This window comes from Pseudomonas sp. W2I6 (assembly GCF_030815935.1).
Classification (GTDB): Bacteria; Pseudomonadota; Gammaproteobacteria; order Pseudomonadales; family Pseudomonadaceae; genus Aquipseudomonas.
In genome coordinates this window covers 1,501,775-1,526,365 of record NZ_JAUSXJ010000001.1, presented here as the reverse complement: position 1 = coordinate 1,526,365, position 24,591 = coordinate 1,501,775, and the positions used below count along the sequence as shown (strand labels likewise).

Genomic DNA, 24,591 nt, shown 5'->3' with positions numbered 1-24,591 from the left:
ACTGCCGGATAACCTCTACTCCCCTGCCCTGAGAACCTCTGCAAAGTCCCTCGCCTGATCACACAGCGCGAGGGAACGCCGATGTTTTTTTCGATTAATGCCCTGCCCGATGGGGCTGCCTCTTGAATCCCGCCATAGGCTTTCTGGTCGTGGCGGCGATGGACCCGAAGACGCGCGACGTCGATGGGGTTCTTAACGACTTCACACATTGCCTGAACACCTACGACGCGTGGGCCGAGAGCTTCTGGAGCTTTTCGGCACTGGATGTCGAGCAGGTGTTCAAGGTCGGCGACGAGGTTTCGCTGGTCGCGCCCATCACCCGTTCCCTGTATCCCGCCAGCACCGTCGCGACCTGCAAGGCCAACTCACCGTTGACCCTGGTGCATATGTTCCAGAGCACGCGGTTCGTGCCCATCGGTAATACGCCGGTGATGCTGCAGGAAGTCGCGCAAGACGGTGGCGCCCTCGGCGACCCCATCCATAAAACCATCGGCCCCAGCGGCATCCTCGAAGTCACCGATTGCACCGTCGACCGGCAGTATCGAGTCAGCTTTTACCCCAACGTTTCCAGGGATCACATCAAGGCACTGTATGCCTCCTATCAGTCCGAGATCAGCTCGCTGGAAGGCAACTTGCGCGGTCAGTGGACGAGCACGTTCAAGCCGATATGGGAGAGCTATGCCAAGGCGGGTTATGGCGAGCGCTACACCTCGCTGCAACTGGCTTATGCGCGGGGCTTTGAAAACGTGCTTTACGGCCTCTGGGACGGTATTGCGCAGCTGTACCAGTGGTTGGCAGACATCAAGCCCAACAGCGAAAAGCTCCTGCAGTACCTCTCCCAAGCCGAGCTTGGAGCGCTCCTGAAGCTCAGTCATGAGGCGATTGCCAAAGGATTGTTGATTCTCAGCGACGAGCCGCTGCTGTTCATCTACCTGTCCGCGATGGTCAGTTGGATGCGCATGCTGCCGCCGCATTACATGTTTGAGTTGCTCGGGGAAATCACCACCGAGGTGTTGCTCAACCTGCTGTTGCTGTGGGCTACCGGCGGTATGGGTGTGGCGGTACGGCTGGGCGCGCAGGTGCTGGGCAAGGTCAGGTCCGAGCGGGCACGGGAGTGGTTGGAGCAGATTGCCAAGCTGGGCGGTACGGCCCCGTTGGATAGGCATGCGGAGGTGCTTAAGCCGTTATCGCTTCAGAGTCAGGCAGTACCGGTGAAGGCTGCGGCGGTGCCGTTGAAGGCTGGCGTGGACGAGATTTCCAATCCGGCACCGATGGTGCGGGAGCCGAAGACGGCGCGCACGGCGCTGGTGAAGCAAGAACATGTGGATGATGCCCCGGCTTCGGCGAAAAACCCCAATGGGGATGCTTCGGTCTGTTCGGCGAATACCTGTACCAATGGCTGCCCGGTTTCGATGGTTACTGGTGAGGAACTGCTGACCCTCACAGACGGCTCGTTGGAGGGTGTGCTGCCGTTTGCCTGGACGCGGTTGTATCGCAGCAGTGCCGTGGAAGTGGATTGCGGGTTGGGGTTTGGCTGGAGTCATTCGCTGGCTCAGCGCTTGGTGGTGAGCGGCGGATCGGTGGTGTGGACCGATCACGAAAACCGCAGCACCACCTTTCCCCTGCCCTCTGCTGCACGGCCGGCGATCACCAATAGCCTGGCGGAAGCGGCGATTTATCGGGGTGCTTTGCCGGATGAATGGGTGCTGGCTCAGGCGTCGCTTTTCTACCACTTCCGTGACGGTGTGCTGACGGCGATCAGCGATGCGTATGACAACCGGCTGCGTATTTCCCGTGACTATTCCGGGCGGATTCAGCGGATTGATAACGGCGTTGGTCAAGGATTGCTGCTGCGGTATGACCGCCGACATATCGTTGCCGTCGACTATCAGGTGCAGCGGGAACTGGACTGGGTTACCGAACAGAACGTTGTTTCCTACAGGTATGACGACGCTTGGCGATTGATTGAAGCGACCAACGCTGTCGGCGAAAGCGAGCGTTATCGGTACGACGATCAGCAGGTGATCCTGGAGCGCGAGCTGGCCGGTGGGGCGAGTTTCTTCTGGGAGTGGGAACGGTCTGGCAAGGCAGCGCGATGTGTCCGGCACTGGGCCAGCTTTTCGCAGATGGACACGCGGTATGTGTGGGACGACAACGGCACGGTCACCGTGCACAACGCCGATGGCAGCCAGGAAGTCTACGTACACGACCAGCGCGCACGGCTGGTGCAGCGGATCGATCCGGACGGCGCGCAGCACTTCAAATCCTACGACGAAAAAGGCCGGCTGACGGTCGAGCAGGATCCGCTGGGGGCGGTGACGGCCTATCAGTACGACGAAGCCGGTCGGTTGATTGCGCTGTTTCCCGGGGACGATGCGCCGACGTCCTACGAGCATGACAACGGGTTCGTACGGGTTGTGCGCCGTGGTGACGCGGTGTGGAAATACCAGCGTAACGATCAAGGCGATATCACCCGTAAGACTGATCCGGACGGCAATTACACCGAATACACCTACACCCAACACGGAAAGCTCAGCGGCGTCTGGTATCCGGACAACAGCAGTCAGCGGCTGATCTGGAACGAACGCGGCCAGCTCATTGAGGAAAAACTGGCGAATGGCGGTGTGCGGCGTTATCGCTATGACGAGCTGGGGCGGCAGGTTGCTTGCGAGGATGAGCATGGTGCACTGACCCAGTATCAGTGGGACGCCGTGGGTCGTTTGCTGAAGGTGATTCAGCCTGAAGGTGCCACACGCGAATTCAGCTACAACCCGTACGGAAAAATCACTGCTGCGCGCGACGAGTTGGGCCGCGTCACCCGCTACGAATACGGCGATGGTTTGCACCTGATCAGCCGTCGGATTAATCCGGACGGCACGCAGCTTAAATACCGTTATGACAATGTTCGGCTGTTACTGACCGAGATTGAAAACGAAGTCGGAGAGACCTATCGACTTGAGTACCACGCCAACGGCCTGATCCAGCAGGAAACCGGGTTTGATGGTCGCCGCACCGCCTATGTCTACGACCTCGCCGGGCATCTGCTGGAAAAGACCGAGTACGGCGACGATGGCAGTCGTCTGGTTACTGGCTATCAGCGGGACAGCGCCGGTCGCCTGGTAAGAAAAACCCTGCCCGACTGCAGCACGGTTGATTACACCTACGATCGCCTCGGCAATCTCCTCAGCGTCGACGACTGTCATTGGCCGCTGCATTACGAATACGACCTGCAAAACCGCCTCACCGCCGAACACCAGGGCTGGGGCACCTTGCGCTATGGCTACGACGAATGCGGCCAACTCGAAAAACTACGCCTTCCGGATAACAACCGCCTCACCTTTCACCACGACAAAGGCGGCGACCTCGCCACCGTCGAACTCAACGGTAACCTGCTCACCTCGCACCTGTTCAAATCCGGCCGCGAACACCAACGCCAGCAGGGCCAACTCCTCAGCCACTACCACTATGACGACCAGGGCCGCCTGCACGCCCACGCCATCACCCAACAGGAACAACGCCACCAGCGCCGCCAATACAACTACGACAAACGCGGCAACCTGACCCGCATCCTCGACACCCGCAAAGGCCAACACGACTACCACTACGACCCGCTCGACCGCCTGACCCGCGCCAACCACTCGCACGACCTGCAGGAACGCTTCGTCCACGACCCGGCGGGCAACCTGCTGATGCAAGACCGCGTCGGTCCGAGCGTCGTCAAAGGCAATCGCCTGTTGATGCAAGGTGACCGCCATTACGACTACGACGCCTTCGGCAACCTTCTGCGGGAACGCCCGGGTCGGGCGCAGCAGTTAGTTACCGAATACAGTTACGACTGTCAGCATCGCCTGATCAGCGTCACCCAACCGGACGGCACCCAGGCCAGTTATCGCTACGACCCGTTTGGTCGGCGTATCGCCAAAACGATAAAAAGCCAAACCACCGAGTTCTTCTGGCAAGGCGACACGCTGATTGCCGAACACAGTGCTGATCACCACCAGAGCTACCTCTACGAACCCAACAGTTTTCGCCCGTTAGCGCTGCTGAAAGGCTACGGCCCGGAAGACGCAAAACCCTTCCACTACCAACTCGACCACCTGGGCACCCCACAAGAACTCACCGCGCCGGACGGCGAAATTGTCTGGTCAGCGCACTACCGCGCCTACGGCCAAATCGCGAAGCTGGACGTCAACACCGTTACCAACCCGCTGCGCTTCCAGGGCCAGTACTTCGACCCGGAAAGCGGGCTGCACTACAACCGACATCGCTACTACAATCCGGATATTGGCCGCTACCTGACGCCCGATCCCGTGAAGCTCGCGGGTGGGCTGAACGGATATCAATACGTGCCCAACCCGACGGGGTGGGTGGATCCGCTGGGGTTGAGCTGTAAAGCTACAGCCTGCCCAGGCCAAATAGTCGCCGATGGGCCTTACAGCGAAATTGTTCCTGGTGGAGGTTTAGCTGCTCACGAAGCTGCCGGAGGACATTTGATGCAAAAGCACATTGGTAGAACTGACCAACAACTGGCAACACGTCTTAAAAATGAGCCTCATGTGCCCACGGCATCTACCTTCCCTGATCGCGCGACAGCCGAGTCAGCAATATCAAGCGTGATAGCAAGCAACAAAACTAAAATAAATTCGTTTATTAAAGGAAAAGACAAAAAAATTGTTATTACTCAAAAGTCTCCTCAGCCAGTTGGAACTAGCCTGAAGCGAGGTGCAAAAAAAACCGTCCCCGGACGGGAGATTTACCTGATTTTGTTCAAAGATAAAAACATGCCCGATGGCTATAGAATTCAGACCGGATATCCGAATCCATGAATAACGATTATTCACAACTGCAGCAACTTCTCGCGGGTTACTTCAATCAAGATTGGGTTGATGAGTTTGATAGTGCGGACAATGTGATTCTCAGCTTTATAGCTGAATCCTCAGCAGAAACTTTTAAAGCTGCACACCTCGAGTTAAAAGCTCTTTTACATGCCAACAAGACGGAGCAAGCGTTACAGCATCTTTTGTTCTCAGATATTGGCTGTGGCTACTATTATCCTCACGATTGGAAAAGCGGGAAATTGTGGCTGGAGCACATTGACGCGCTTTTGAGCCAAAGAGGCGAATAACTTCGATCTCTTAAGATATTTATAATAAAGAAGGTGCTCGGAAAGCCCCTTCTTCCTCCCCTACCCCACCTGCTGCAACCGCCCAGCCCGAAAATCCTTCGGCGACACTTCAAACTGCTTCTTGAACGAGCGACTAAAGTGCGCCGAATCCGTAAACCCCCACTTATACGCAATCGACGTAATCGACTCACTGCGCAAAAACGGGTTGGTCAGATCATCCGCACTGCGCTTCAACCGCGCCCGCTGGATATACCGGCACACGCTGTCATCCTGTTCCTCAAACAACCGGTACAAATGCCGCACCGAGATATTCAACCGACTCGCCAACCCCACCGGGCTAAGCCCTGGCTGGGTCAATGACTCATCAATCACCTTCTGCACATAGCTGCGCAGATTGCTGCCCTGCAACCCGCCACAATCATCGCGCTCATCGTCTTCCTGCTCAAACGCCGACCCCAGCAGCGAGACAAACGCCGACTGCAACGCCTGCCCTTCCCCGACCGCGCCTTCGCCGTTCAGTGCGTCTTTGCACAGTTGATCCATCAACACATGCAACATGCGCCCGCAGGCTTTGCTCGAGGAGATTTTGCCGAAGGTCTTGGGCTGGTTGCCGAACTGTTTGCACACCTCTGCGCGGGACAAGGACAGGGACGCGTGTTCGATGAGCCCGAACGGGGTGATGTCGATGGAGCCCACCGAGTCCATCAATAACAGTTCGCCGGGGGCAAGCTGGAAGCTCTGGCCGTTTTGGGTGATCTGGCAGTAGCCGCTGCGCTGGCTGACGAGGAAGCAGTGTTGGTCGTCATCGTGGTCGGCGCGGGCCTTGGGGCGCTTGATCAGGCCGGCGTTGGTGCGCAGGCTGGCCAGGGGCAAACCGCCGCGGGAAAAGGTGCTGATGCTGCCGATGAACAGCGAGCGGTTGAAGGCCAGTTCTGTGTCGAAGTGACCGCAAACCGCGCGCAGATCCCGGGTCCAGAGGTCCAGCCCGTCTTGCCCAATCTGTTGCATGCTCATGGTTGTTTCCACCTTGGCTTTTTGTTTTTGTCGGGCAATAGTTAACATGTTATCTATATGCGCGCAACAAGTACGTGTCTGCCAAGGTGGTTGCACTATTGATGCCAAATACTGCGGTCAGTGGGCCTGCAAGGCGCGCTGGAAACCGTTCAAGGCGTCCAGCAGCCAGGCGCGTTGCGCACTGCTCAAGGCGATGTAGCGACGGAACGCCGGCATGCGGTTGACCACCTCGCTGCCGCCCATATGCTCAAGCCGCACACACCACTGGTGATCCACCAGGTCGATGCGCAGGCGCTTGAAGTCCAGCGGCATCAAGGCGCGATGCAAGGCGCTGCCCTCCTGCAATTGTGTGTGCAAAATGCCTGAAACCTCCTTGTCGCCCGACCGCTGTCGACAGCGGATTCCGGTGCGTCGAACGGCCCCGGTGTGGTGCAGTTCGAAGCTCGCCGTGCCCTGCTGCGAGGCAGGGATGCGCAGTACGAATTCAGTCATCACCAGGTGCATCAACAGCTGCGACTCGGTGCGCTCGACGATCTCCAGTTGCAGCCCGAGATTGTCCAGGGAAACCCGGGCCGTCGTCGGTCCACACACCTCATAACCGGCCAGGCCGAGGTTACGCCGCAGGTGTTCCAGCGTAACGCCGGGTCGATACCCGGCAGGCGCGCGCCGGGCGCTGAACAGCTCAGACAGTTTTTGCAGCATGGCTGATATACCCGTTGTGCGGCTGACCCGGCTCATGGGCGAACTCCTTGGCCAACACCTCTTCCACCGAGGCGGGCTTGAATGGATTGACCTTCTGCACAACCAGCGTCCAGAACAACGCGTACGCCGCCGTGCACCCGAGCATCACGCCAAAGGGAATGTAGATGTCGGCGGGGTTCATGCCCGGCGGGGTGATAAACCACATGCCCAGCAGGATGCCGATGCTCGACAGAATCTGCGGTAGCGGAAAGAACGGCGAACGGTAGGCGCGAGGCAGATCCGGACGGCGAATCCGCAGGATCACCACCGACAGCGTCACCAGCAGATAAGCAAAGCTCCAGGCACACACGGCCGCCAGCACCAGGTGCATGATGTTGTCGGTGTTGCCGCCCAGGTACAGCGCGTGCAGGCACGGAATCAGCATCGCCACCAGAATGCACAGCAACGGTGTCTTGAAGCGCGGGTGCAGGTAGGTGAAGACCTTGGGCAACGCGCCGTCGACGGCCATGCCGTACAGGATCCGTGGCACACCGGCCATCAAGGTGTTGATGGTCGCAGCACCGGCAAACAGGAAGCCGATGCCCAGCCACATCGGGCCGATGCTGCCCATCACCTGCTCGGCGAATTTCGGGATGGCCATCGGCGTATCCAGCAGGTGCACGCCGCCCGCCGCGTCGATCAATACGTTTTCCACCTGGCGTTTCATGGCCGCGCCATAGATGAACATGCACGTGGCCACCCCCAGCAGTCCCAGCACCATGGCCTTGGGCATCACCTTGGCCGAGTTGCGCAGGTCCGGCGCCAGCGGCGTGACGAATTCGCAGCCGACGAACATGAACATCGCCATGCCCACCAGCGAGAGGATGGTAATCAGGTCGGTACCGACCAGGGATTCACCGAACCAGCCGTCCAACTGCACCGCCGGGGCTGCGATCAGGCCCAGCACGCCAAACACCATCAAGGTGGTCCACATGCCGAACGTGAGGATGATCTCGGCCCGGCCAAACGCGCTGACGCCAAACGCATTGAGCACCCCGAACACAATCACGAAGCCCACTCCCAGCAACCACGAACCGCCGGCGGATTCCGCCAGGGTGTTGAGGTGCTCGAAGTTCACCAGCGCCATCACGCCGGAGAGGATGGTTTCGGCGGTACCGGCAAACACATGCACGATCAGGTACGCCGACAAGGTGCCGGTGATCGCAAAGAACCGGCCCATGCCGCAATTGATGTAGTCGTAGACCGAGCCGGTGGTGGGCAGGATCGAGGCGGCTTCGGCGAAGGTGGTCGCCTGGGCCAGCATCATCACCACCGCGATCAACATCGCCACCGCAAAGGCGCTGCCGCCGATGCCAAACCCCATGGTCGCGGTGAGGATCACCGGGCTGGCCATGATCAAGCCAATGGTGCTCGCCAGCGCGGTTGGAAAGCCCACCGTGCCGCGTTTCAAATGTTCGGTGAGCCGGTCGTTGATCGACATGGTGCAGATCCTCAAGAAGCGGATTTTTAGAAGTATTGGCACTCTGCGCCCGCCCTGGCTGATCGTCTTGCTCCTGGCTGCCGCCGGTTTTGTTGCTGCCTGCCACTGCTGCGCCACTGGCGGCCTGGGACAATTTCCTGGCACGCAGGGGAAAGACTTGGCCCGGTGGCGCTCGCCCTAATGCTCCCTCAATTCACCTTGTTGGGGACTATAACAATGCAGCACACACAACAAACCCGTCACCTGTACAGGGCCATCAGCCTGGGCATCGCGCTGATGATCATCGACTCATCGGCCCAGGCGTTCGAGCTGTATGCCGATGACGACACTCAGGTCACCGGCAACTTCCTGGCGGTGTACGGGATGTTCAACAGCCGCAAGAACTACGACGGCACCACCGGCGGTTCCACCTGGCGTGAAGGTTTTATCAAGTATGGCTTGAGCGTCGACCAGCGCTTCGGCGCCCTGGGCAGCGTGTATGGCACGGCCAACCTGGTCAGCTCGGGCACCTGGGGTGATGGCGATGCGTCGGGCGTGACCACCGGCAGCGAGCGCACCACCAAGTTCGACGAAGCCTTCGCCGGCTGGCGCTCGGGGGAACTGTTTCCGGCACTGGGCAAGGAGGGTGTGGACCTGTCGTTCGGCCGCCAGGTCATCATGCTCGGCGACGGTTTCATCATCAACGATGACGGCCCGAACTTCGGCAAGGGCGTGGATGACGGCAAGTTCAACCGGGGCGGCGCCTACTACATCGCCGCTCGGCATGCCTTCGATCAAACCGCGGTGCTACGCCTGGGTGGCAAGGACGGCGTGCATGGCAGCGTAATGTGGATCAAGTCCGACAACCGCGCGCAGGCCAACACTGAAATGGCGGCCGGCACCCTGGACTACACCGCCGCGCCCGGCACCCTGGGGTTGACCTATATCCACGGCATCAGCGTCGACGACCGTTATGCCAATGACCTGCAAAAACAGCGCGCCGGGATGAACATCTACAGCCTGCGGGGCGCCGGTAATGCCGGGGTCGAGAACGCGCACTTTTCCTTTGAATACGCCTGGCAGGACAAGGACGCCGGCCCGGAAAAGGCCTGGTACACCGAAGGCGGTTATACCTTCGCCGCGCTGCCGTGGTCGCCGGACCTGACCTACCGCTACAGCCGCTATTCGAAAAACTGGGATGCGATGTTTTCGGGCTTCAACCGTGGCTACGGCACCTGGGTGCAGGGCGAGGTGGCCGGCAATTATTCGGGGCCGTTCAATACCAATACTGAGGTGCAGCATGTGGCGTTGAAGGTCAAGCCGCTGGACAGCGTCACCCTGGGCGCGCTGTTCTTCGACTACAAGACGTTGAGCAAGGGCGGCATGCTCAACCTCGATGGGCGCGAACTGGACCTGTACGCGGAGTGGGCGGTGAACGAACACCTGATCGTCACGCCGCTGCTGGGTTTGTACAAGCCCAACAAGGATGAGAGCAACGGCGGCAACCAGGTGGGTGGCAATGGCACCAATCTCTATAGCCAAGTCACCGTGGCCGTGCCGTTCTAACACAGATGCAATGAGCTACCGAGATCACATGTGGGAGCGGGCTTGCTCGCGAAAGCGGTATGTCAGTCGCCAGATGTATTGGCTGACACTCCGCATTCGCGAGCAAGCCCGCTCCCACATTGAACCTGCTTCAGCCTTCGATAGAGGTGTTCGCCCTACGGTTGCCGCTCCTCGATCCGCGCATACGCCCCCTGGTGATAGAGCAACGGCGCACGACCAAAATCATCGAAAGCCACCACCTTGCCAATCATGATCCAGTGATCGCCACCATCCACCTGCTGGTACTTCTCGCAGTGAAACCGCGCCGAGCAATCAGCGAAGACCGGCGAACCGCCCTCCCCGGGCTCGAATTCGATTTCGGCAAAGCGATCGTCCCTGGGCCGGGCGAAGTTGTTCGACAGGTGGATCTGGTCGGCCGCCAGCACGTTGACCGCAAAATGGCTGGCCTGCTCGAACACCTCGTGGCTGTTGGAGCGTTTGTCGATGCTCCACAGCACCAGCGGCGGGTCCAGGGACACCGAGTTGAAGCTGTTGGCGGTGACACCCACTTTGCGCCCGCTGGCATCAGCGGCAGTGACCACCGTGACACCGGTGGCAAAGTTGCCCAGGGCCCGGCGAAAGGCCCGTGGGTCGAAACTGTTATCAGACATGCAAGACTCCCGGACTGCATCAACGCGCAGTCCTGATGGTTGTGATGGCCGGGGCGGCGTCAAATCATGCTCGGATCAGGCTCGAGCCCCATCAGCTCACGCCCCAGGATCTGCGCGCACACGTCGTAATCGGTGTACGCATGGGCGCCGGTCATATGGGAATCGCGGAACAGACGCTGCATCTCGTTGTGCTCGAACCACGCATTGCCACCGGCGGCCTCGAACAAGCGGTCCACCGCCTGGATGCACATCTTGGTGGCGTACGCCTGGTTGGTACGCCAGAACGCCAGGGTCTCGCGGCTCGGGTAACGGTGCTGTTCGCTGTGTTCGGCGTGTTCCTGCCAGGTCTTTTCCAGGAACGCCCGGGCGGCGGCCACCTGGTGGGTCGACTCGGCCAGGCGCATCAACGCCGGAGTCGCCGCCCCCACTGCCGCGCCGGTGTAGGCACGTACGCGGGTCCTGGTTTTTTCGCGGAATACTTCGAGCATGCGCTCGGCCACGCCCAGGCTCACGGTGGAGAAACCGCTGGCGAAATACGGCCGGTACGGCGAGTAGAAAATCTTGCTGTCGGGGTACAGACCGAAGCCGGCGGACTTGCCTTCCATCATGTCCTTGGCTTTCTGGATGCGGTGTTCTGGCACCCGCACGTTGTCGATGATCAGGGTCTTGGTGCCGCTGCCTTTCATGCCGGCGGCGAACCAGTCATCGCGAATCTGATAGTCGCTGCGCGGCAGTACCGCGAAGCAATAGTCCTGGGTGCCCTCGGCGTTTTTACGGCGGAAGCCGACAATCGCCCACTCGGCATGATCGCAACCGCTGCTCCAGCCCATTTCACCGCTGAACAGCACACCGCCCTCAACTTCTTCAGTGCGGCCAAACGGCGCGATGCTGCTGCTGGCGGTGGCATTCGGGTTATCGCCCCAGACTTCCTGCTGCAACTTGGCGGGAAACAACGCCAGTTGATGGCTGTGAGTGCACAACAGGCTCATGGCCCAGGCGGTGCTGGCACAGGCGCCGGCCAGCAACGCGATGCAGTCGGCAAACTGCGGCAGGGAGATCTCCATGCCGCCGAAGGGTTTGGGTTGAAAGGCACGGTGCATGCCGATGCTCTTGAGCAGCGCAATGTTCTCGTCGGGAACCTTGCGGTCCTGCTCGGCCTGGAAGGCGTTGGCAGCGATGGTCGGCAGAATCGCCTTGAGATCTTCGAGGAGCGGGTTTGGCTTTTTCATGGACGGCCCTGCTTATTATTGGATGTCCGGCTGGCGTTCAAACTCAACGAACGGCGCTGGATGTGGGGCCAGTATGGGGCGGGCGACACCCCCGGAAAATGCACCTTCCACAGCCAAGATTGCACTTTCCACAGGCCTGGCAGCCACAGACATGTCGCCCGGCAGGCACAGACAAGCCTGGCCCGGCGGCGCTGGTTACCCTCGGGCTTTTGCGAGCAGGAAAATCCCATGAGCGATATTGCGCTGCTGCCTGAAGTCCAGGCCTTCCTCCGTCGAAGCCATGCCTTGTTTATCGACGGCGGGTACGTCCAAAGCCATTCCGGCCAGGCTCTGGAAGTGATCAACCCGGCCACCGGCGAGATGATCGCCCAGGTTGCCGATGCGGACCTGGCCGATATCGACACAGCGGTGGAATCGTCCCGGCGTGGCTTCCGTCAATGGTCCCAGGTCGCCCCAGCCATTCGCGGCAATGTGCTGCTGAAACTCGCCGACCTGCTGGAGCAACATCGCGAAGCACTGGCGCAGATCGAAACCTGCCAGTCGGGCAAGATCATCCAGATTTCCCGGGCCTTCGAGGTCGATCAGGCGGCGCACTTCCTGCGTTACTACGCCGGCTGGGCCACCAAGATCAGCGGCCAGACCCTTACCCCGTCACTGCCCTCCTTCGCCGGCGAACGCTACACCGCGTTTACCCTGCGCGAACCGGTGGGCGTGGTGGTGGGCATCGTGCCGTGGAATTTCTCGACCATGATCGCCATCTGGAAACTCGCCTCGGCGCTGGTGACCGGCTGCAGTATCATCATCAAGCCCAGCGAGTTCACCCCGCTGACCATCCTGCGCATCGCCGAACTGGCCATCGACGCCGGCCTGCCGGCGGGCGTGCTGAACGTGTTGACCGGTGGCGGCCATGTGGGCAAAGGCCTGGTGGAGCACCCGGGCACCGACAAGGTCTCGTTTACCGGCTCGGTGCCCACCGGCATCGCCGTGGGCCGCAGTGCCATGGGCGCCGGGTTGACCCGGGCGACCCTGGAACTGGGCGGCAAAAACTCCGCCGGATTCCTGCGGGATGTGGACCTCGACAAAGCGGTCAACGGCATCATCGAAGCCGGCTTCCTGCACTCCGGGCAAATCTGCGCGGCCGCCGAACGCTTCTTCGCCCACCGCTCGCAGATCGAGTCGATCATGGACAAACTGGCGCAACGCCTGGGCCGGTTGAACATCGGCTCGCCGCTGGACGAGCGCACCGAATTCGGCCCGGTGACCAACCGCCAGCACCAACAGAAACTCGAATGGTTTTTCGCCAAGGCCCGGGCCGAGAACAATACGATTGTCCACGGCGGCAAGCTGATCGACGGACCGGGGTGCTATGTGGAGCCCACCGTGATTCTCGCCAACACGATCCACGACACCCTGCTCAACGAAGAGACCTTCGGCCCGATCGCCACGTTTTTCCCCTACGACACCGAGGATGAGCTGCTGGAACTGATGAACAACACGCCTTACGGCCTGAGCGCCAGTCTCTGGACCAATGATCTGAGCAAGGCCCTGCGCATGGTGCCGGCGATCAACGCGGGGACGGTGTGGGTGAACATGCACACGATGCTCGACCCGGCGGTGCCGTTTGGCGGCAACAAGTCTTCGGGGGTGGGACGGGAGTTTGGCGGGGCGTTCATCGAGGATTACACCGAGCTCAAGTCGGTGATGATTCGCTACTGATAAACCGGGCGACCGATCGTTCCCACGCTCCGCGTGGGAATGCATACCGTGACGCTCCGCGTCACCACTGCGCAAGGCTTCCATTGTGCATTGCCAGCGGGACGCGGAGCGTCCGAGGCGGCATTCCCACGCAGAGCGTGGGAACGATCAGCGTGGGAGTGATCGCGAGCCTGCTGACAAACCCGCTCTCCTGACCAACCGCTCCCACACTGGATTTATGTTGCCAGTTGGATTTCGGATGTGATCAGGCCACCGGACACTCCCGGTTCAGCGCCTCATCCACCAACAACTGCGCCATCTCCACCAATTGCACCACTGCCAACACTTGCTTGCGGCTGGCCCCATCAAGATGCTCGGCACAGTCATAGGCGCTGACAGCCGCCGATTCAAGAATCTCGCTGGCATTACACAAGGCGACTTCGGTGCTGAGGCCGGCACGTACGGAGAATAGTTTGTTGGAGGACGGAGGCGAAGCGGCAGGTTCTGAATTGAGGTCGTAGTGCTTGAATGCGCGCTGGGCAGCATCGTGGAATTTCTGGTCGTTCAAGTAATGCGGCGGGTTGGGCGAGACCTTTTTCATGGTGAAGCTCCTCTATGAGTAAGCACCTCCACGCTCGCTACCACACGATTAAGGAGGCGACTGTACACGGGGTGGTAGACCGGTCATAGAAACCCGGCAGGCCGAAGCCTCCCATGCACAGCCGCCACAAAGCAGCCCGCACAAAAAAACGCCCTTGAGCGTTTTGGGATCTATGAAATAGCCGGGCTACCACACCCGTTCGCTGAATTGGCAGCGACCCGCGAAGGTTAGCGGCGAGAAGGTCTGGAAGCAACCTGAAATCTATGTGGGAACGGTCTGCGTAGGAACGGGCGATACCGCTGCCGGCGTATGCCCATTGTCGATCGTTCCCACGCTCTGCGTGGGAATGCATACCGTGACGCTCCGCGTCACCCTTGCGCGAGACGTCAATCCGGCGGTGCCAGCGGGACGCGGAGCGTCCGAGGCGGCATTCCCACGCAGAGCGTGGGAACGATCATCTGCACCTGGTCCCCTGAGGCTGCATATACCCGCCATAAATGGGCAGGCCGGTAGCCGGTAACATCCTGGTAATGCGCTAAATACCTGTACAATTTTATTATTTTGTACAAGTATCAGCAGTATCAAGCCCTCTCGGGGAGAACCGCAATGACCCGTCTATTGGTTTCGCTGGCCCTGGTGTTGGGCCTGAGTAGTTGTGGCAGCGTGGATGTAAAACACTATGCCGACCAGCAACCGCAACTGGACCTGGTGAGCTTCTTCAGCAAGCCCGTCAAGGCCTGGGGCATCTTCGAGAAACGCTCGGGTGAAGTGGCCAAGCGTTTCGAGGTGAATATCGCCAGCCGCCGCGAGGGTGAAAGCCTGATTCTCGATGAGCGCTTTCTATACAGCGATGGTACTCGCCAGCAACGTGTCTGGACCCTCACCCCGGACGGCCCCAACCACTGGCGCGGACGGGCCGGTGATGTGGTAGGCGAGGCCAGGGGCGAAGTGGCGGGCAACGCACTGCGCTGGCGCTACGTCCTGAACCTGCCGGTTGATGGATCCGTCTACGAAGTGAGCCTCGACGATTGGATGTACCTGATGGACGAAGACACGTTGATCAACCGCTCCAGCATGTCCAAGTTGGGTGTGGAAGTCGGCCAGGTGACGTTGTTCTTCCGTCGCCAGTCTTCACAACCCTGACCGGTAAGGAGTGAACCATGAACCTGCAAGCCCTGACCAAACTGGCCACCCAAGGCGCTGTACGCGAAATGGAACTGCTGTCGCTGGAAGGTGGTTTCTATCTGGCGCGCGTAACGCTGGACCACGGCCAGTTCACGCTGCTGGACGAGTCGGCGAAGCCCATGCACTTTCGCTCCGTCAATCACTTGCGTGACGTGTTGCAGGCGGTCCCTGCGTTTCCCTGCACCCTGGTGCATCAGTGCGTGCATGACGAAATGTGCGGCCGGCGAGAAGGCGCTATCGAGCCACTGCGAACGCCATTTTCCCTGGAAGCGCCGTGGTGACCAAGGCAGTTCGAAACCTGTGCCTGGTGCTGGGCGACCAGTTGTCGTTTGACCTGGCCTCACTGGATGGGCTGGACAGCCAGCGCGATGCGGTCTTGATGGTCGAGGTCATGGAGGAAGCCAGCCATGTGCCCCACCATCCGCAAAAAATCGTCCTGGTCTTCAGCGCCATGCGCCATTTTGCCCAGGCGTTGCAGCAGCGTGGCGTGCGGGTGCAGTACGTCACCCTGGACGATCCGCAAAACACCGGCTCGGTGCCCGGCGAGTTAAGGCGCTGGCAATCGCTGATGCAACCCCGGGAAATACACCTGACCGAATGCGGTGACTGGCGCCTGGAGCAATCCCTGAAGGACTGCGGTTTGCCGGTCCAGTGGCATGCCGACCACCGATTCCTGTGCAGCCGTGACGCGTTCGCCGCTTGGGCCAGCGGTAAAAAACAACTGCGCATGGAGTACTTCTACCGGGAGATGCGCCGCAAGAGCGGGCTCTTGCTCAACGGTGACGGTACGCCAGTGGGCGGTGCCTGGAACTTTGATGCCGACAACCGCAAGGCATTGCCCAAGGGCACCAAGGCGCCCTACCCGGCGCGCTTCAGCTCGGACTCGATCACCCAGGACGTGCTGACGCTGGTAGGTAAACACTTCAGCAGCCACTACGGTTCCCTCGACACCTTCGATTACCCCGTGACCCACGCCGACGCGCAGGCCCTCTGGAACTACTTTCTGGACTATGGCCTGGCGGGGTTCGGCGACTACCAGGACGCCATGGCCAGCGACGAGCCGTTCCTGTTTCACGCCCGTATCAGCGCAGCCCTGAACATCGGCCTGCTGGACCTGCGCCAGCTGTGCAGCGATGTGGAGGCGGCCTATTGGTCGGGCAGCATCGGGCTGAACGCTGGCGAAGGGTTTATCCGCCAACTGATTGGCTGGCGTGAATATGTACGCGGCGTGTACTGGCTGAAGATGCCCGACTATGCCGCAGGCAATGCATTCGGCAACAGCCGCCCGCTGCCGGAGTTCTACTGGACGGGCGAGACGCAAATGAACTGCATGCGCCAGGCGATCGGCCAGAGCCTGAAACATGCCTATGCCCATCACATCCAGCGGCTGATGGTCACCGGCAATTTCGCCCTGCTGGCCGGCATCGTGCCCAGCCAGATATGCGAGTGGTACCTGGCGATCTACATGGACGCTTTCGACTGGGTCGAGCTGCCCAACACCCTGGGCATGGTCATGCATGCGGATGGCGGTTACCTGGGTTCCAAACCTTATTGCGCGAGCGGCCAATACATAAAGCGCATGTCGGACTACTGCCGAGGCTGTGCCTACAAAGTCACGGAAAGTACCGCTGACAATGCCTGCCCGTTCAATGCGCTTTACTGGCACTTTCTGATGCGCCACGGCGACCTGCTGCGGGGCAATCAGCGCATGGCCATGCTCTACAAGAACCTTGACCGGATGCCTGAATCCAAGCAGGACGCGCTGTGGGAACGGGGCCAGAGGCTGCTGGCGAAGTTGGATGCAGGTGAAACGCTGTGAAATTTTCCGGCCGCTGCGAATTGTTGTGAAGCCGGTGATAAATGGCCAATTGCCCATGCTAACGTCGGCTTCGATGTCATCCAATTCATTGAGGGAGCAGCGCCGATGTCTACTACCGTAACACCCGCCGGTGGCGGACCGACCACTCAAAAAGCCTCGACGTCGGTATTCGACGACAAGTTGAATATTTCCAAGTCGAGCAAGGTCATCGCCGATTACATGCGCCAAACGGGCAAGTCGGCAATTACCAAGCAAGAGCTTTCACAGTTGGCCAGCAATGCCTCGGGCAAGGTGCCCGCCGATGTGAGCGCTGCGGCCCAGTACATGGAACGCCACCCCGACGTGTTCACCGCGATCGAAACCCATGATGTGGCCGGTGCCGATAACTTTTCCGGGGTGTGGAACTTCGACTGGGCAGCCAACGGCGGGCTCAACGGCACGGCGACCGATGCCATCGCCAAGATGCAGGACACCTTTGATTTCGCGATTGCCAAGTCGGCGCAGATCACCGAGATCAGCACCGGTAAAAAGGCCGAGCTGGATTCGACCAAGCAGCGGCCGCAGAACTAGGTTCCTCGAAATGATCGTTCCCACGCTCCGCGTGGGAATGCATACCGTGACGCTCTGCGTCACCATCACCTCTCGCATCGACGGCCGGACGCAGAGCGTCCAAGGCGGCATTCCCACGCGGAGCGTGGGAACGATCTGTCACGGTCAGAAGTGAAACGCCACCCCCGTGGTCACGTTGAACGCATCCCCCACATAGAAGTTGGCCGAGTCCTGGCCCTTGGCGTCGTACGCGGTGTTGGTGGCCGTGGCATAGCGCTTGTTGGTCAGGTTGCGTGCATCGACGAACACTTCCCACTTCTTGCTCGGGGCCTCGTAGCCCACCTTGGCCCCCCACAACGTATAGGACGGCGCACTCAGGGAGTTGGCAAAGTCGACGTAATAACTGGACGCCGCCCGGGCGTTGAGCTGCGCATAGAAACCACTGCCTTGGCGATATTCCAGCTCGGCCTGGTAGACCTGGCGCGGCAGGCCCGGCAGCTGGTTGTCGCCGAACACCGCATCGTTGCGGTAGTGGAAGTCGTTGAAGGTGTAAGCCTGGCGCAGGGTCACGGTGTCGCCATTGCCGCCGTCCCACAGTTGCGCATTCAAGCCGGCTTCGATGCCCTGGTGAATGGTCGCGCTGCCGTTGGAGGTGGCCACCAGTTGATCCTGGGTAGCCGTCGCCTGGCGTACCACTACCGACAGCAGTTCTTTCTGCACCCACGAGCGGTAGACCGTCAGGCTGCCGTCAAAAATACCGTGGCCGCCGCGAATACCGAACTCCACGGTGTTGGCTTTTTGCGGCCGCACATCACGGATGTACGGCGTGCCGGTGCTGCCCAGCTGCCAGGTGACCGGTGGATCCACCGAGCGGCTGACGTTGCCGAACACTTCGAATTCCGGAGTCAACTGATAGCGCAGGCCAATGCGCGGGGCGACGTCGGTCTCGTCGTATTCAACGCCACTGGGGAACGCGCTGGTGTTGGTGGCGGTGCTGTATTCGATCTGCGCCTTGCGCTTGATATCAATCAATGACAACCCGGTGGACAGCCACGTGCGGTCATTCAGTTGCAGTTCGTTGCCGAGGGAAAACACCGTGTCTCGCGAGCCGGTGTAGTTGGTCTTCTGCTGGGTGATGCCGGTGGCCTTGCTGTGGGATTTCACATCGGCCAGGTACGCCAGCGTATTGCTGAAGGTCACGCTGCTGTCGCTGCGCAGGCCGAAGAAGGTGTCGGCGGTGCGCAGGTAGCGCAAGGTCAGGTTGACGTCCTGGGAGCGCCATTCCTGTGGCGTTGGCGAATAGCGCCAGCCGTTGTCCAGCGGGTAATCGTTGTAGCCCAGGCCGACTTCGAGCTTGGCATTGTCGTCGAAGGTGTAGGTGGTGGTGCTGCCCAGCAGGGTCGAGCCGTCCTTCTTGCGCCCGATGGGCACGAGGTTGCTCGTGGGGTCGTGCTTGAGCTGGTATTTGGTCAGGGTGTTGCCCTGGCTGAGGGTTTCTTCCTTGTAGCGAATGTAGAAGCGCGTCTCCAGTTGCGGGCTGAACACGTGGCCGAAGTTGGCAACGATCCCCTGCCCCTTGTTCGGTGTGTTGTCCTGGTAACCGTCACGCTCGTTGTGCTGGATGCTGACGTAATAGTCATTGTCGCCGTCCACGCCGCCGGTGCTCAGTTGCTCCTTGCGATAGCCGAAACTGCCGGCTTCGAAACGCGCGTAGTTGCCTGGATCGGTGCGGCCGGTCTTGCTCACGAAGTTGATCGCGCCGCCCAGGGACAAGGCTGAATAACGGAAGGCGTTGGCGCCATAGAGCACCTCGGTGTGGTCCACGGAGGCCATGTCCAGCATGTCTTCCTGGGTGCCGCCCGGGCCGGTCAACGGCAGGCCGTCGTAGAGGAATTTGATCCCCAGCACATAGCCTTGATAGAAGGTATTGAGGCCCGAACCGCGGATCGAAATCTTGTTCGCGCCCGAGCCGCTGGTGGCCTGGGCGAATACGCCCGGCTGCAACGCCAGCACGTCCTCGGCGTTCGCCGCGCGGCCCTGTTCGATCTTGCGGTTGTCGATCACTGCGGTTTTGCCGGGCACCTTGGACAGTTGCTTCTCGGCCTTTTGCGCTTCGGTGGCTTCGGCACCGGTGACCACTACCGTGGCCAGGGTCGGGTCCGCCTGGGCGGCAAAGGCCGCGCCGTGTATCAACATCAACAGCACGCCAAGGCTGGACGCGGTGGCCAGTGACTCAAAACGACGAGCGCGAGGTTCAAACAGTTGCCGCATGAATTAAATACTCCTGGGGTCTCGAATTAGTTGGAGCATCTATTCGTATAGTCGCGCTCTATTTTCAACTTTGCAGGGTTCATGCCACGTCCAAGCCTCAATAAACACTGGCCGGCCACCCTTATTAATCGCCACAAGTGCAACACTTTGCTGGTGAAATGTTCGATTCCGGACAATACAAAAATCATCCACAAACACTTATATGTTCAAGCAATAAAAGCATAACGAAAGCCCCGCCCTGCGGGCACAGGACGCAACTGTGCAAATCCCAACAGCCCTCCAACAAAAGTTGCGTATTCGACACTGTCCGCGCCTGCATCCCCGTAAGAAGTCGCAAGTTATCGGCTTATTGTTACTTGGTATGGGTCTTGCTCTATCCATTGCCTGTTGAAACAAATCAGCTCGAGCATTCTCGACTTAAGCAACGAGGTATTCACGCGTGACGGTCAACTTACTCTGCACCCGCAGGAGGCCACTGGAGATTGCCCGTGACCTGGCGACCGAGTTCGCGCGCACCGCCGTCGACCGCGACGCCAGCGGCGGTACGCCCAAGGCCGAACGCGACAAACTGCGCAGCAGCGGCCTGTTGTCCCTGAGCATCCCCGGGCAATTCGGCGGGCTGGACGCCAACTGGTCGGAAACCTTCGAGGTGGTGCGCGAATTCGCCCGGGTCGACAGCTCCATCGCCCACGTATTCGGCTTTCATCACCTGATGCTCGCCACCGTCCGGTTATTTGCCACGCCCGCACAATGGCAAACCTGGTTCAGCCTGACGGCCAGCAACAACTGGTTCTGGGGCAACACCCTGAACCCCCTGGACACCCGCACGGTGGTCAAGCGCCACACGGGCTGGCGGGAATTCTCGGGACAGAAGAACTTCTGCTCCGGGGCCAACGACTCGGAAATGCTGATCGCCTCGGCCATCGATGAAAGCGCCGGCGGCAAGTTGCTGATCGCGGCGATTCCCAGCGCCCGCAGCGGGATCATCCTGCACAACGACTGGAACAACATGGGCCAGCGCCAGACCGACAGCGGCAGCGTGACCTTCAAGCGCGTGCGCGTGGAAGAGTCCGACCTGTTGCTGGACCCGGGCCCCCTGAGTACTCCGTTCGCCTGCCTGCGCCCGTTGATTGCGCAACTGCACTTCGCGAATATCTTCCTCGGCATCGCCGAAGGCGCGTTCGAAGAGGCACGCCAATACACCCTGGAAGAAGCCCGCCCGTGGTTCCGCTCCAGCGCCAGCCACAGCACCCAGGACCCTTACATCCTCAGCCATTACGGCGATTTCTGGGTGGCGCTGCAAAGCACCCGCCTGCTGGTGGAGCGCGCAGGCCAGGTGCTGGACGCGGCATGGGCCAAGGGCTCGGCCCTGACCAGCGAGGAACGCGGCGAAACGGCGATTGCCATCGCCACCGCCAAAGTCGCCGCCAGCCGCAATGGCCTGGAGTTGTGTAGCAAGGTCTTCGAGGTCACCGGCGCACGGGCGACCAACGCCTCGGTGGCCCTCGACAGGCACTGGCGCAACTTGCGCACCCAGAGCCTGCATGACCCGCTGGACTACAAACTTCATGAACTGGGCGAGTGGGCACTGAACGGTACCGCGCCCATCCCGACGTTTTATTCCTGATCTTTTATTCAAAGGGATAACCATGCAACTGCTGACCCTACCGCCCTCGCCCGCCCTTGCCACCTCCATCCGCGCCACCGCGCAGGTGTTTGAAGACCCCAGGTCCAAGGCCTTGCTCAAGCATGTGCAACAAGTCGCGCCGAGCGAAGCCAGCGTGCTGATCATCGGTGAAACCGGCACCGGCAAAGAGTTGGTCGCACGGCATATCCACAACCTCAGTGGCCGCAAGGAGCAGCCATTCGTGGCGGTGAATTGCGGTGCGTTCTCCGAATCACTGGTGGAAGCCGAGCTGTTCGGCCACGAGAAAGGCGCGTTCACCGGTGCCCTCGGTGCCAAGGCCGGCTGGTTTGAAGAAGCCAACGGCGGCACGCTGTTCCTCGATGAAATCGGCGACCTGCCCATGTCGATCCAGGTCAAGCTGCTGCGGGTATTGCAGGAGCGTGAAGTAGTGCGCCTGGGTTCGCGCAAAAGCATTCCGATCAATGTGCGGGTGCTGGCGGCGACCAACGTGCAGCTGGAAAAAGCCATCAACGCCGGGCATTTCCGCGAGGACCTGTTCTACCGCCTGAACGTGGTCAACCTGGAACTCAGCCCGCTGCGGGATCGCCCCGGCGACATCCTGCCGCTGGTGCAGTATTTCATCGACACCTACACCCGCCGCCTCGGCTATGGCGAGATCATCTTGAGCAAGGAAGCCGAGCAACGCCTGGCCACCTACAGTTGGCCGGGGAATATCCGCGAGCTGGAAAACGTCATCCACCACACCCTGCTGATCTGCCGCGACGGCGTGATCCAGGCCGATGACCTGCGCATGTCCAACCTGCGTATCGAACGCCAGGAAGACAGCACCACCGCCCATGACCTGCTCGACCAGGCCTTCCAGCGGCTGTTCGAGGAGCAGATAGAAAACCTCCACGAACAGGTGGAACGCAGCCTGCTCACCGCCGCCTACCGGCTGTGCCAGCACAACCAGGTGCACACCGCCGAGTTGCTGGGGCTGAGCCGCAACGTGACCCGCACCTTGCTGATCAACCTCGGAGAGCTGAAGGTCAACAAGCGCCGCCCGCTGGCCGGTGCCAAGGATGACCGGGTGCTGCACCTCTCGATCTGAACCTGACTGCGCGGCGTACCCGGTACGCCGCCTGGTCACACCACCGCTTCATCCAGCGCATCGCTGAACTGGCGACTCCACAACCGCGCATATTGCCCGCCCTGGCGCAGCAACTGTTCGTGGCTGCCGTCCTCGATCACCCGGCCATTGTCGAACACCAGGATCCGGTCCAAGTGGGCCACGGTGGACAGCCGATGCGCGACCACCAGCACGGTCTTGTCTTCCATGATTTCGTCGAGCTTGTCCTGGATAAAGCGCTCGGTGATCGAGTCCAGGCTGGAAGTGGCTTCGTCCATCACCAGGATCGGCGCGTTTTTCAGCAACACCCGGGCAATCGCAATGCGCTGGCGCTGGCCGCCGGACAATTTGACCCCACGCTCGCCCACCAGCGATTCGTAGCCGTGCTCCATGCTGTCGATAAATTCACTGGCGCCGGCGCGGTGGATCGCCTCGGCGACCTCGTCCATCGAGGCATCCAGGCGGCCGTAATGGATGTTTTCGCGAATGCTGCGGTGGAACAGGCCGGGCTCCTGGGGAATCAGGCCGATCTGCTGGTGCAGCGAATGCTGGGTGACGTCGCGCACGTCCTTGCCGTCCACCAGCACCTGGCCTTGCTGCACATCGTAGAGACGCAGGAGCAAGCTCAGCAGGGTCGACTTGCCGGAGCCCGAAGCACCCACCAGGCCGACTTTCTGGCCGGCGGGGATGACGATATTCAGGTGTTCGAAAATCGAACGATCACCGCCATAGCTGAAGCCGACATCGCGAAACTCGATATCGCCGCGCTTGACCATCAGCGCCTTGGCGCCGGGTTGGTCGATGACTTCATGGGGGCGGATCAGGGAGCGCACACCGTTGGCGATATTGCCGGTGGCTTCGAAGAATTCGAGAAAGCGTCGCGACAAGTTGCCCACGTCACTGATGATCAACAGCGACAGGCTGGTGGACATGACAAACGCGGCGATATCAATGCGGTGGCTGCGCCACAAGTACAGGGCGAGCAGCAACAGGCCCAGCTTGAGCACCACTCCGCAACTGGTCTGGAACCAGCGGATCTTCTCCATATAGCCCAAGGAACGGTAGGCAGCGGTCACCTCCTTGTCGAGGAAGGTGCCCAGGTAACTGTGCTCGAACGCATGGCGCGCAAACAGGCGGATATTGGCCAGGTTGGAGACCGCATCCACCACCTTGCCGGTGCTGGTGCTGCGCGCTGCCGAATACTGTTGCGCCAGAGGATGACTGCGGCGCGCCAGCAGGTAACAGATGGCGATAAACACCACCGACCAGCCGGCCATGAACAACGCCAACAGCGGCGATGCGGTCCATAGCAATGCCGTGGCCAGGCTAAGTGTTACCAGCAGCGGAATCAGGTCGAACAGCAGAATGCTCAGCGTCTGGTTCACCCCAAGCGTCACTTCGGACACCCGGTGCGCAAGGGCTCCAGCGAACTCGTTGCTGATAAACCGGTGGGAATGCTGTTGCAGGTAGGCAAATACCACGTGGGTCACCGTACGTCGCTGCAACGGCAACACGTGGATATGGCAGCCCGCCGCCGCGCGGGTAAACAACACCTCGCACACCAGCAGCACAGCAAACAGGGTCAAGGGCCAGTGCAACACCTCGAATGCACGCTCTGCCTCCAGCCCATTGCTGACGGTGCGGGTGATTTGCCCGAGCCCCCAGGGAATCAGAATCGAGCACACCACGGCGGCGATCTGCAGCAGCAGGATAGCCAGGTACCAACCTTTGAAATGCCCGATGAAATGCCGCACAAACGCCGCCGGCGTCGATGGCAAGTGCTGGACATTCCAGGTGCGAAACAATGAAAAAGACGAACTCATGGCCAATGACATTCCTGAATGACGCCTGTGGCCGCGCAGCTTTCAGGCAAAAATGGTGAGTGTGATCGTTCCCACGCTCTGCGTGGGAATGCATCCGGTGACGCTCTGCGTCACGATTTTAAGAGCGGACGCAGAGCGTCCAGAGCG

17 protein-coding genes and 1 pseudogene are annotated in these 24,591 nt (G+C 60.4%); 10 read left to right on the top strand and 8 right to left on the bottom strand.

Features of this window, described 5'->3' with window-relative positions:
• The first annotated feature begins 158 nt into the window (after nucleotides 1-158).
• Both QF039_RS07295 and QF039_RS07290 read left to right on the top strand, forming a co-directional pair.
• On the top strand, nucleotides 159-4,826 hold the full coding sequence (locus QF039_RS07295; RefSeq protein ID WP_307522919.1) for an RNase A-like domain-containing protein: 4,668 nt from the start codon (nucleotides 159-161) through the stop codon (nucleotides 4,824-4,826).
• On the top strand, nucleotides 4,823-5,125 hold the full coding sequence (locus QF039_RS07290) for a contact-dependent growth inhibition system immunity protein (protein WP_134326170.1): 303 nt from the start codon (nucleotides 4,823-4,825) through the stop codon (nucleotides 5,123-5,125). Before QF039_RS07295 ends, QF039_RS07290 begins: the two co-directional genes overlap by 4 nt.
• A gap of 60 nt (nucleotides 5,126-5,185) precedes the next feature.
• Here QF039_RS07290 and feaR read toward each other — a convergent pair whose 3' ends face one another.
• The 3 genes from feaR to QF039_RS07275 all read right to left on the bottom strand — a co-directional run bounded on the left by feaR (nucleotide 5,186) and on the right by QF039_RS07275 (nucleotide 8,321).
• Nucleotides 5,186-6,139, bottom strand: a complete 954-nt coding sequence (gene feaR, locus QF039_RS07285) for a transcriptional regulator FeaR (RefSeq protein ID WP_003219901.1) — start codon at nucleotides 6,137-6,139, stop codon at nucleotides 5,186-5,188.
• Nucleotides 6,140-6,256: 117 nt separating this feature from the next.
• A complete protein-coding gene (locus tag QF039_RS07280; RefSeq protein ID WP_307517224.1) occupies nucleotides 6,257-6,841 on the bottom strand; it encodes a DUF3156 family protein in 585 nt (194 codons plus the stop codon).
• A complete protein-coding gene (locus QF039_RS07275; protein WP_003219898.1) occupies nucleotides 6,822-8,321 on the bottom strand; it encodes an APC family permease in 1,500 nt (499 codons plus the stop codon). The genes QF039_RS07280 and QF039_RS07275 overlap by 20 nt, the downstream gene beginning before the upstream one ends.
• Before the next feature lie 216 nt (nucleotides 8,322-8,537).
• On the opposite strand from QF039_RS07275, the gene QF039_RS07270 reads away from it, so the two are divergent.
• Entirely contained in the window at nucleotides 8,538-9,866 is a 1,329-nt protein-coding gene (locus QF039_RS07270; RefSeq protein WP_307517223.1) for a hypothetical protein, read from the top strand.
• A gap of 173 nt (nucleotides 9,867-10,039) precedes the next feature.
• On the opposite strand, the pseudogene QF039_RS07265 reads toward QF039_RS07270, so the two are convergent.
• Nucleotides 10,040-10,516: pseudogene (locus QF039_RS07265) on the bottom strand (flavin reductase family protein); the annotation flags it as partial.
• A 59-nt stretch (nucleotides 10,517-10,575) separates the two neighbouring features.
• Nucleotides 10,576-11,745 (bottom strand): p-hydroxyphenylacetate 3-hydroxylase oxygenase component, encoded by a 1,170-nt coding sequence (locus QF039_RS07260; protein WP_087694959.1) that lies wholly within the window; start codon nucleotides 11,743-11,745, stop codon nucleotides 10,576-10,578.
• A 228-nt stretch (nucleotides 11,746-11,973) separates the two neighbouring features.
• On the opposite strand from QF039_RS07260, the gene QF039_RS07255 reads away from it, so the two are divergent.
• On the top strand, nucleotides 11,974-13,461 hold the full coding sequence (locus QF039_RS07255; protein WP_307517222.1) for an aldehyde dehydrogenase family protein: 1,488 nt from the start codon (nucleotides 11,974-11,976) through the stop codon (nucleotides 13,459-13,461).
• A 244-nt stretch (nucleotides 13,462-13,705) separates the two neighbouring features.
• On the opposite strand, the gene QF039_RS07250 is transcribed toward QF039_RS07255, so the two are convergent.
• The gene (locus QF039_RS07250; RefSeq protein ID WP_008431194.1) at nucleotides 13,706-14,041 is read right to left on the bottom strand and encodes a DUF6124 family protein; all 336 of its coding nucleotides are present in this window, start codon (nucleotides 14,039-14,041) and stop codon (nucleotides 13,706-13,708) included.
• Nucleotides 14,042-14,647: 606 nt separating this feature from the next.
• Between QF039_RS07250 and QF039_RS07245 the strand changes: the two genes are divergently transcribed.
• From QF039_RS07245 to QF039_RS07230, 4 genes are all read left to right on the top strand, one after another.
• Nucleotides 14,648-15,184 (top strand): DUF3833 domain-containing protein, encoded by a 537-nt coding sequence (locus QF039_RS07245; protein WP_177123385.1) that lies wholly within the window; start codon nucleotides 14,648-14,650, stop codon nucleotides 15,182-15,184.
• Nucleotides 15,185-15,201: 17 nt separating this feature from the next.
• Nucleotides 15,202-15,507, top strand: a complete 306-nt coding sequence (locus tag QF039_RS07240) for a DUF6482 family protein (RefSeq protein ID WP_134326164.1) — start codon at nucleotides 15,202-15,204, stop codon at nucleotides 15,505-15,507.
• The gene (locus tag QF039_RS07235; protein WP_307517221.1) at nucleotides 15,504-17,045 is read left to right on the top strand and encodes a cryptochrome/photolyase family protein; all 1,542 of its coding nucleotides are present in this window, start codon (nucleotides 15,504-15,506) and stop codon (nucleotides 17,043-17,045) included. Before QF039_RS07240 ends, QF039_RS07235 begins: the two co-directional genes overlap by 4 nt.
• A 105-nt stretch (nucleotides 17,046-17,150) precedes the next feature.
• Entirely contained in the window at nucleotides 17,151-17,615 is a 465-nt protein-coding gene (locus QF039_RS07230) for a hypothetical protein (protein ID WP_003219875.1), read from the top strand.
• Between the two features lie 144 nt (nucleotides 17,616-17,759).
• Here the strand turns inward: QF039_RS07230 and QF039_RS07225 are convergent, their stop codons facing one another.
• Nucleotides 17,760-19,865, bottom strand: coding sequence for a TonB-dependent receptor domain-containing protein (locus QF039_RS07225; protein ID WP_003219873.1), 2,106 nt, complete (start codon nucleotides 19,863-19,865; stop codon nucleotides 17,760-17,762).
• Nucleotides 19,866-20,304: 439 nt separating this feature from the next.
• Between QF039_RS07225 and QF039_RS07220 the strand changes: the two genes are divergently transcribed.
• Together QF039_RS07220 and QF039_RS07215 are read left to right on the top strand one after the other, a co-directional pair.
• Entirely contained in the window at nucleotides 20,305-21,492 is a 1,188-nt protein-coding gene (locus tag QF039_RS07220; protein WP_307517220.1) for an acyl-CoA dehydrogenase family protein, read from the top strand.
• 22 nt (nucleotides 21,493-21,514) lie between these two features.
• Entirely contained in the window at nucleotides 21,515-22,603 is a 1,089-nt protein-coding gene (locus tag QF039_RS07215) for a sigma-54-dependent Fis family transcriptional regulator (RefSeq protein WP_003219869.1), read from the top strand.
• A 35-nt stretch (nucleotides 22,604-22,638) separates the two neighbouring features.
• Here QF039_RS07215 and QF039_RS07210 read toward each other — a convergent pair whose 3' ends face one another.
• Nucleotides 22,639-24,444, bottom strand: a complete 1,806-nt coding sequence (locus QF039_RS07210) for an ABC transporter ATP-binding protein (RefSeq protein WP_307517219.1) — start codon at nucleotides 24,442-24,444, stop codon at nucleotides 22,639-22,641.
• Nucleotides 24,445-24,591 lie beyond the last annotated feature (147 nt).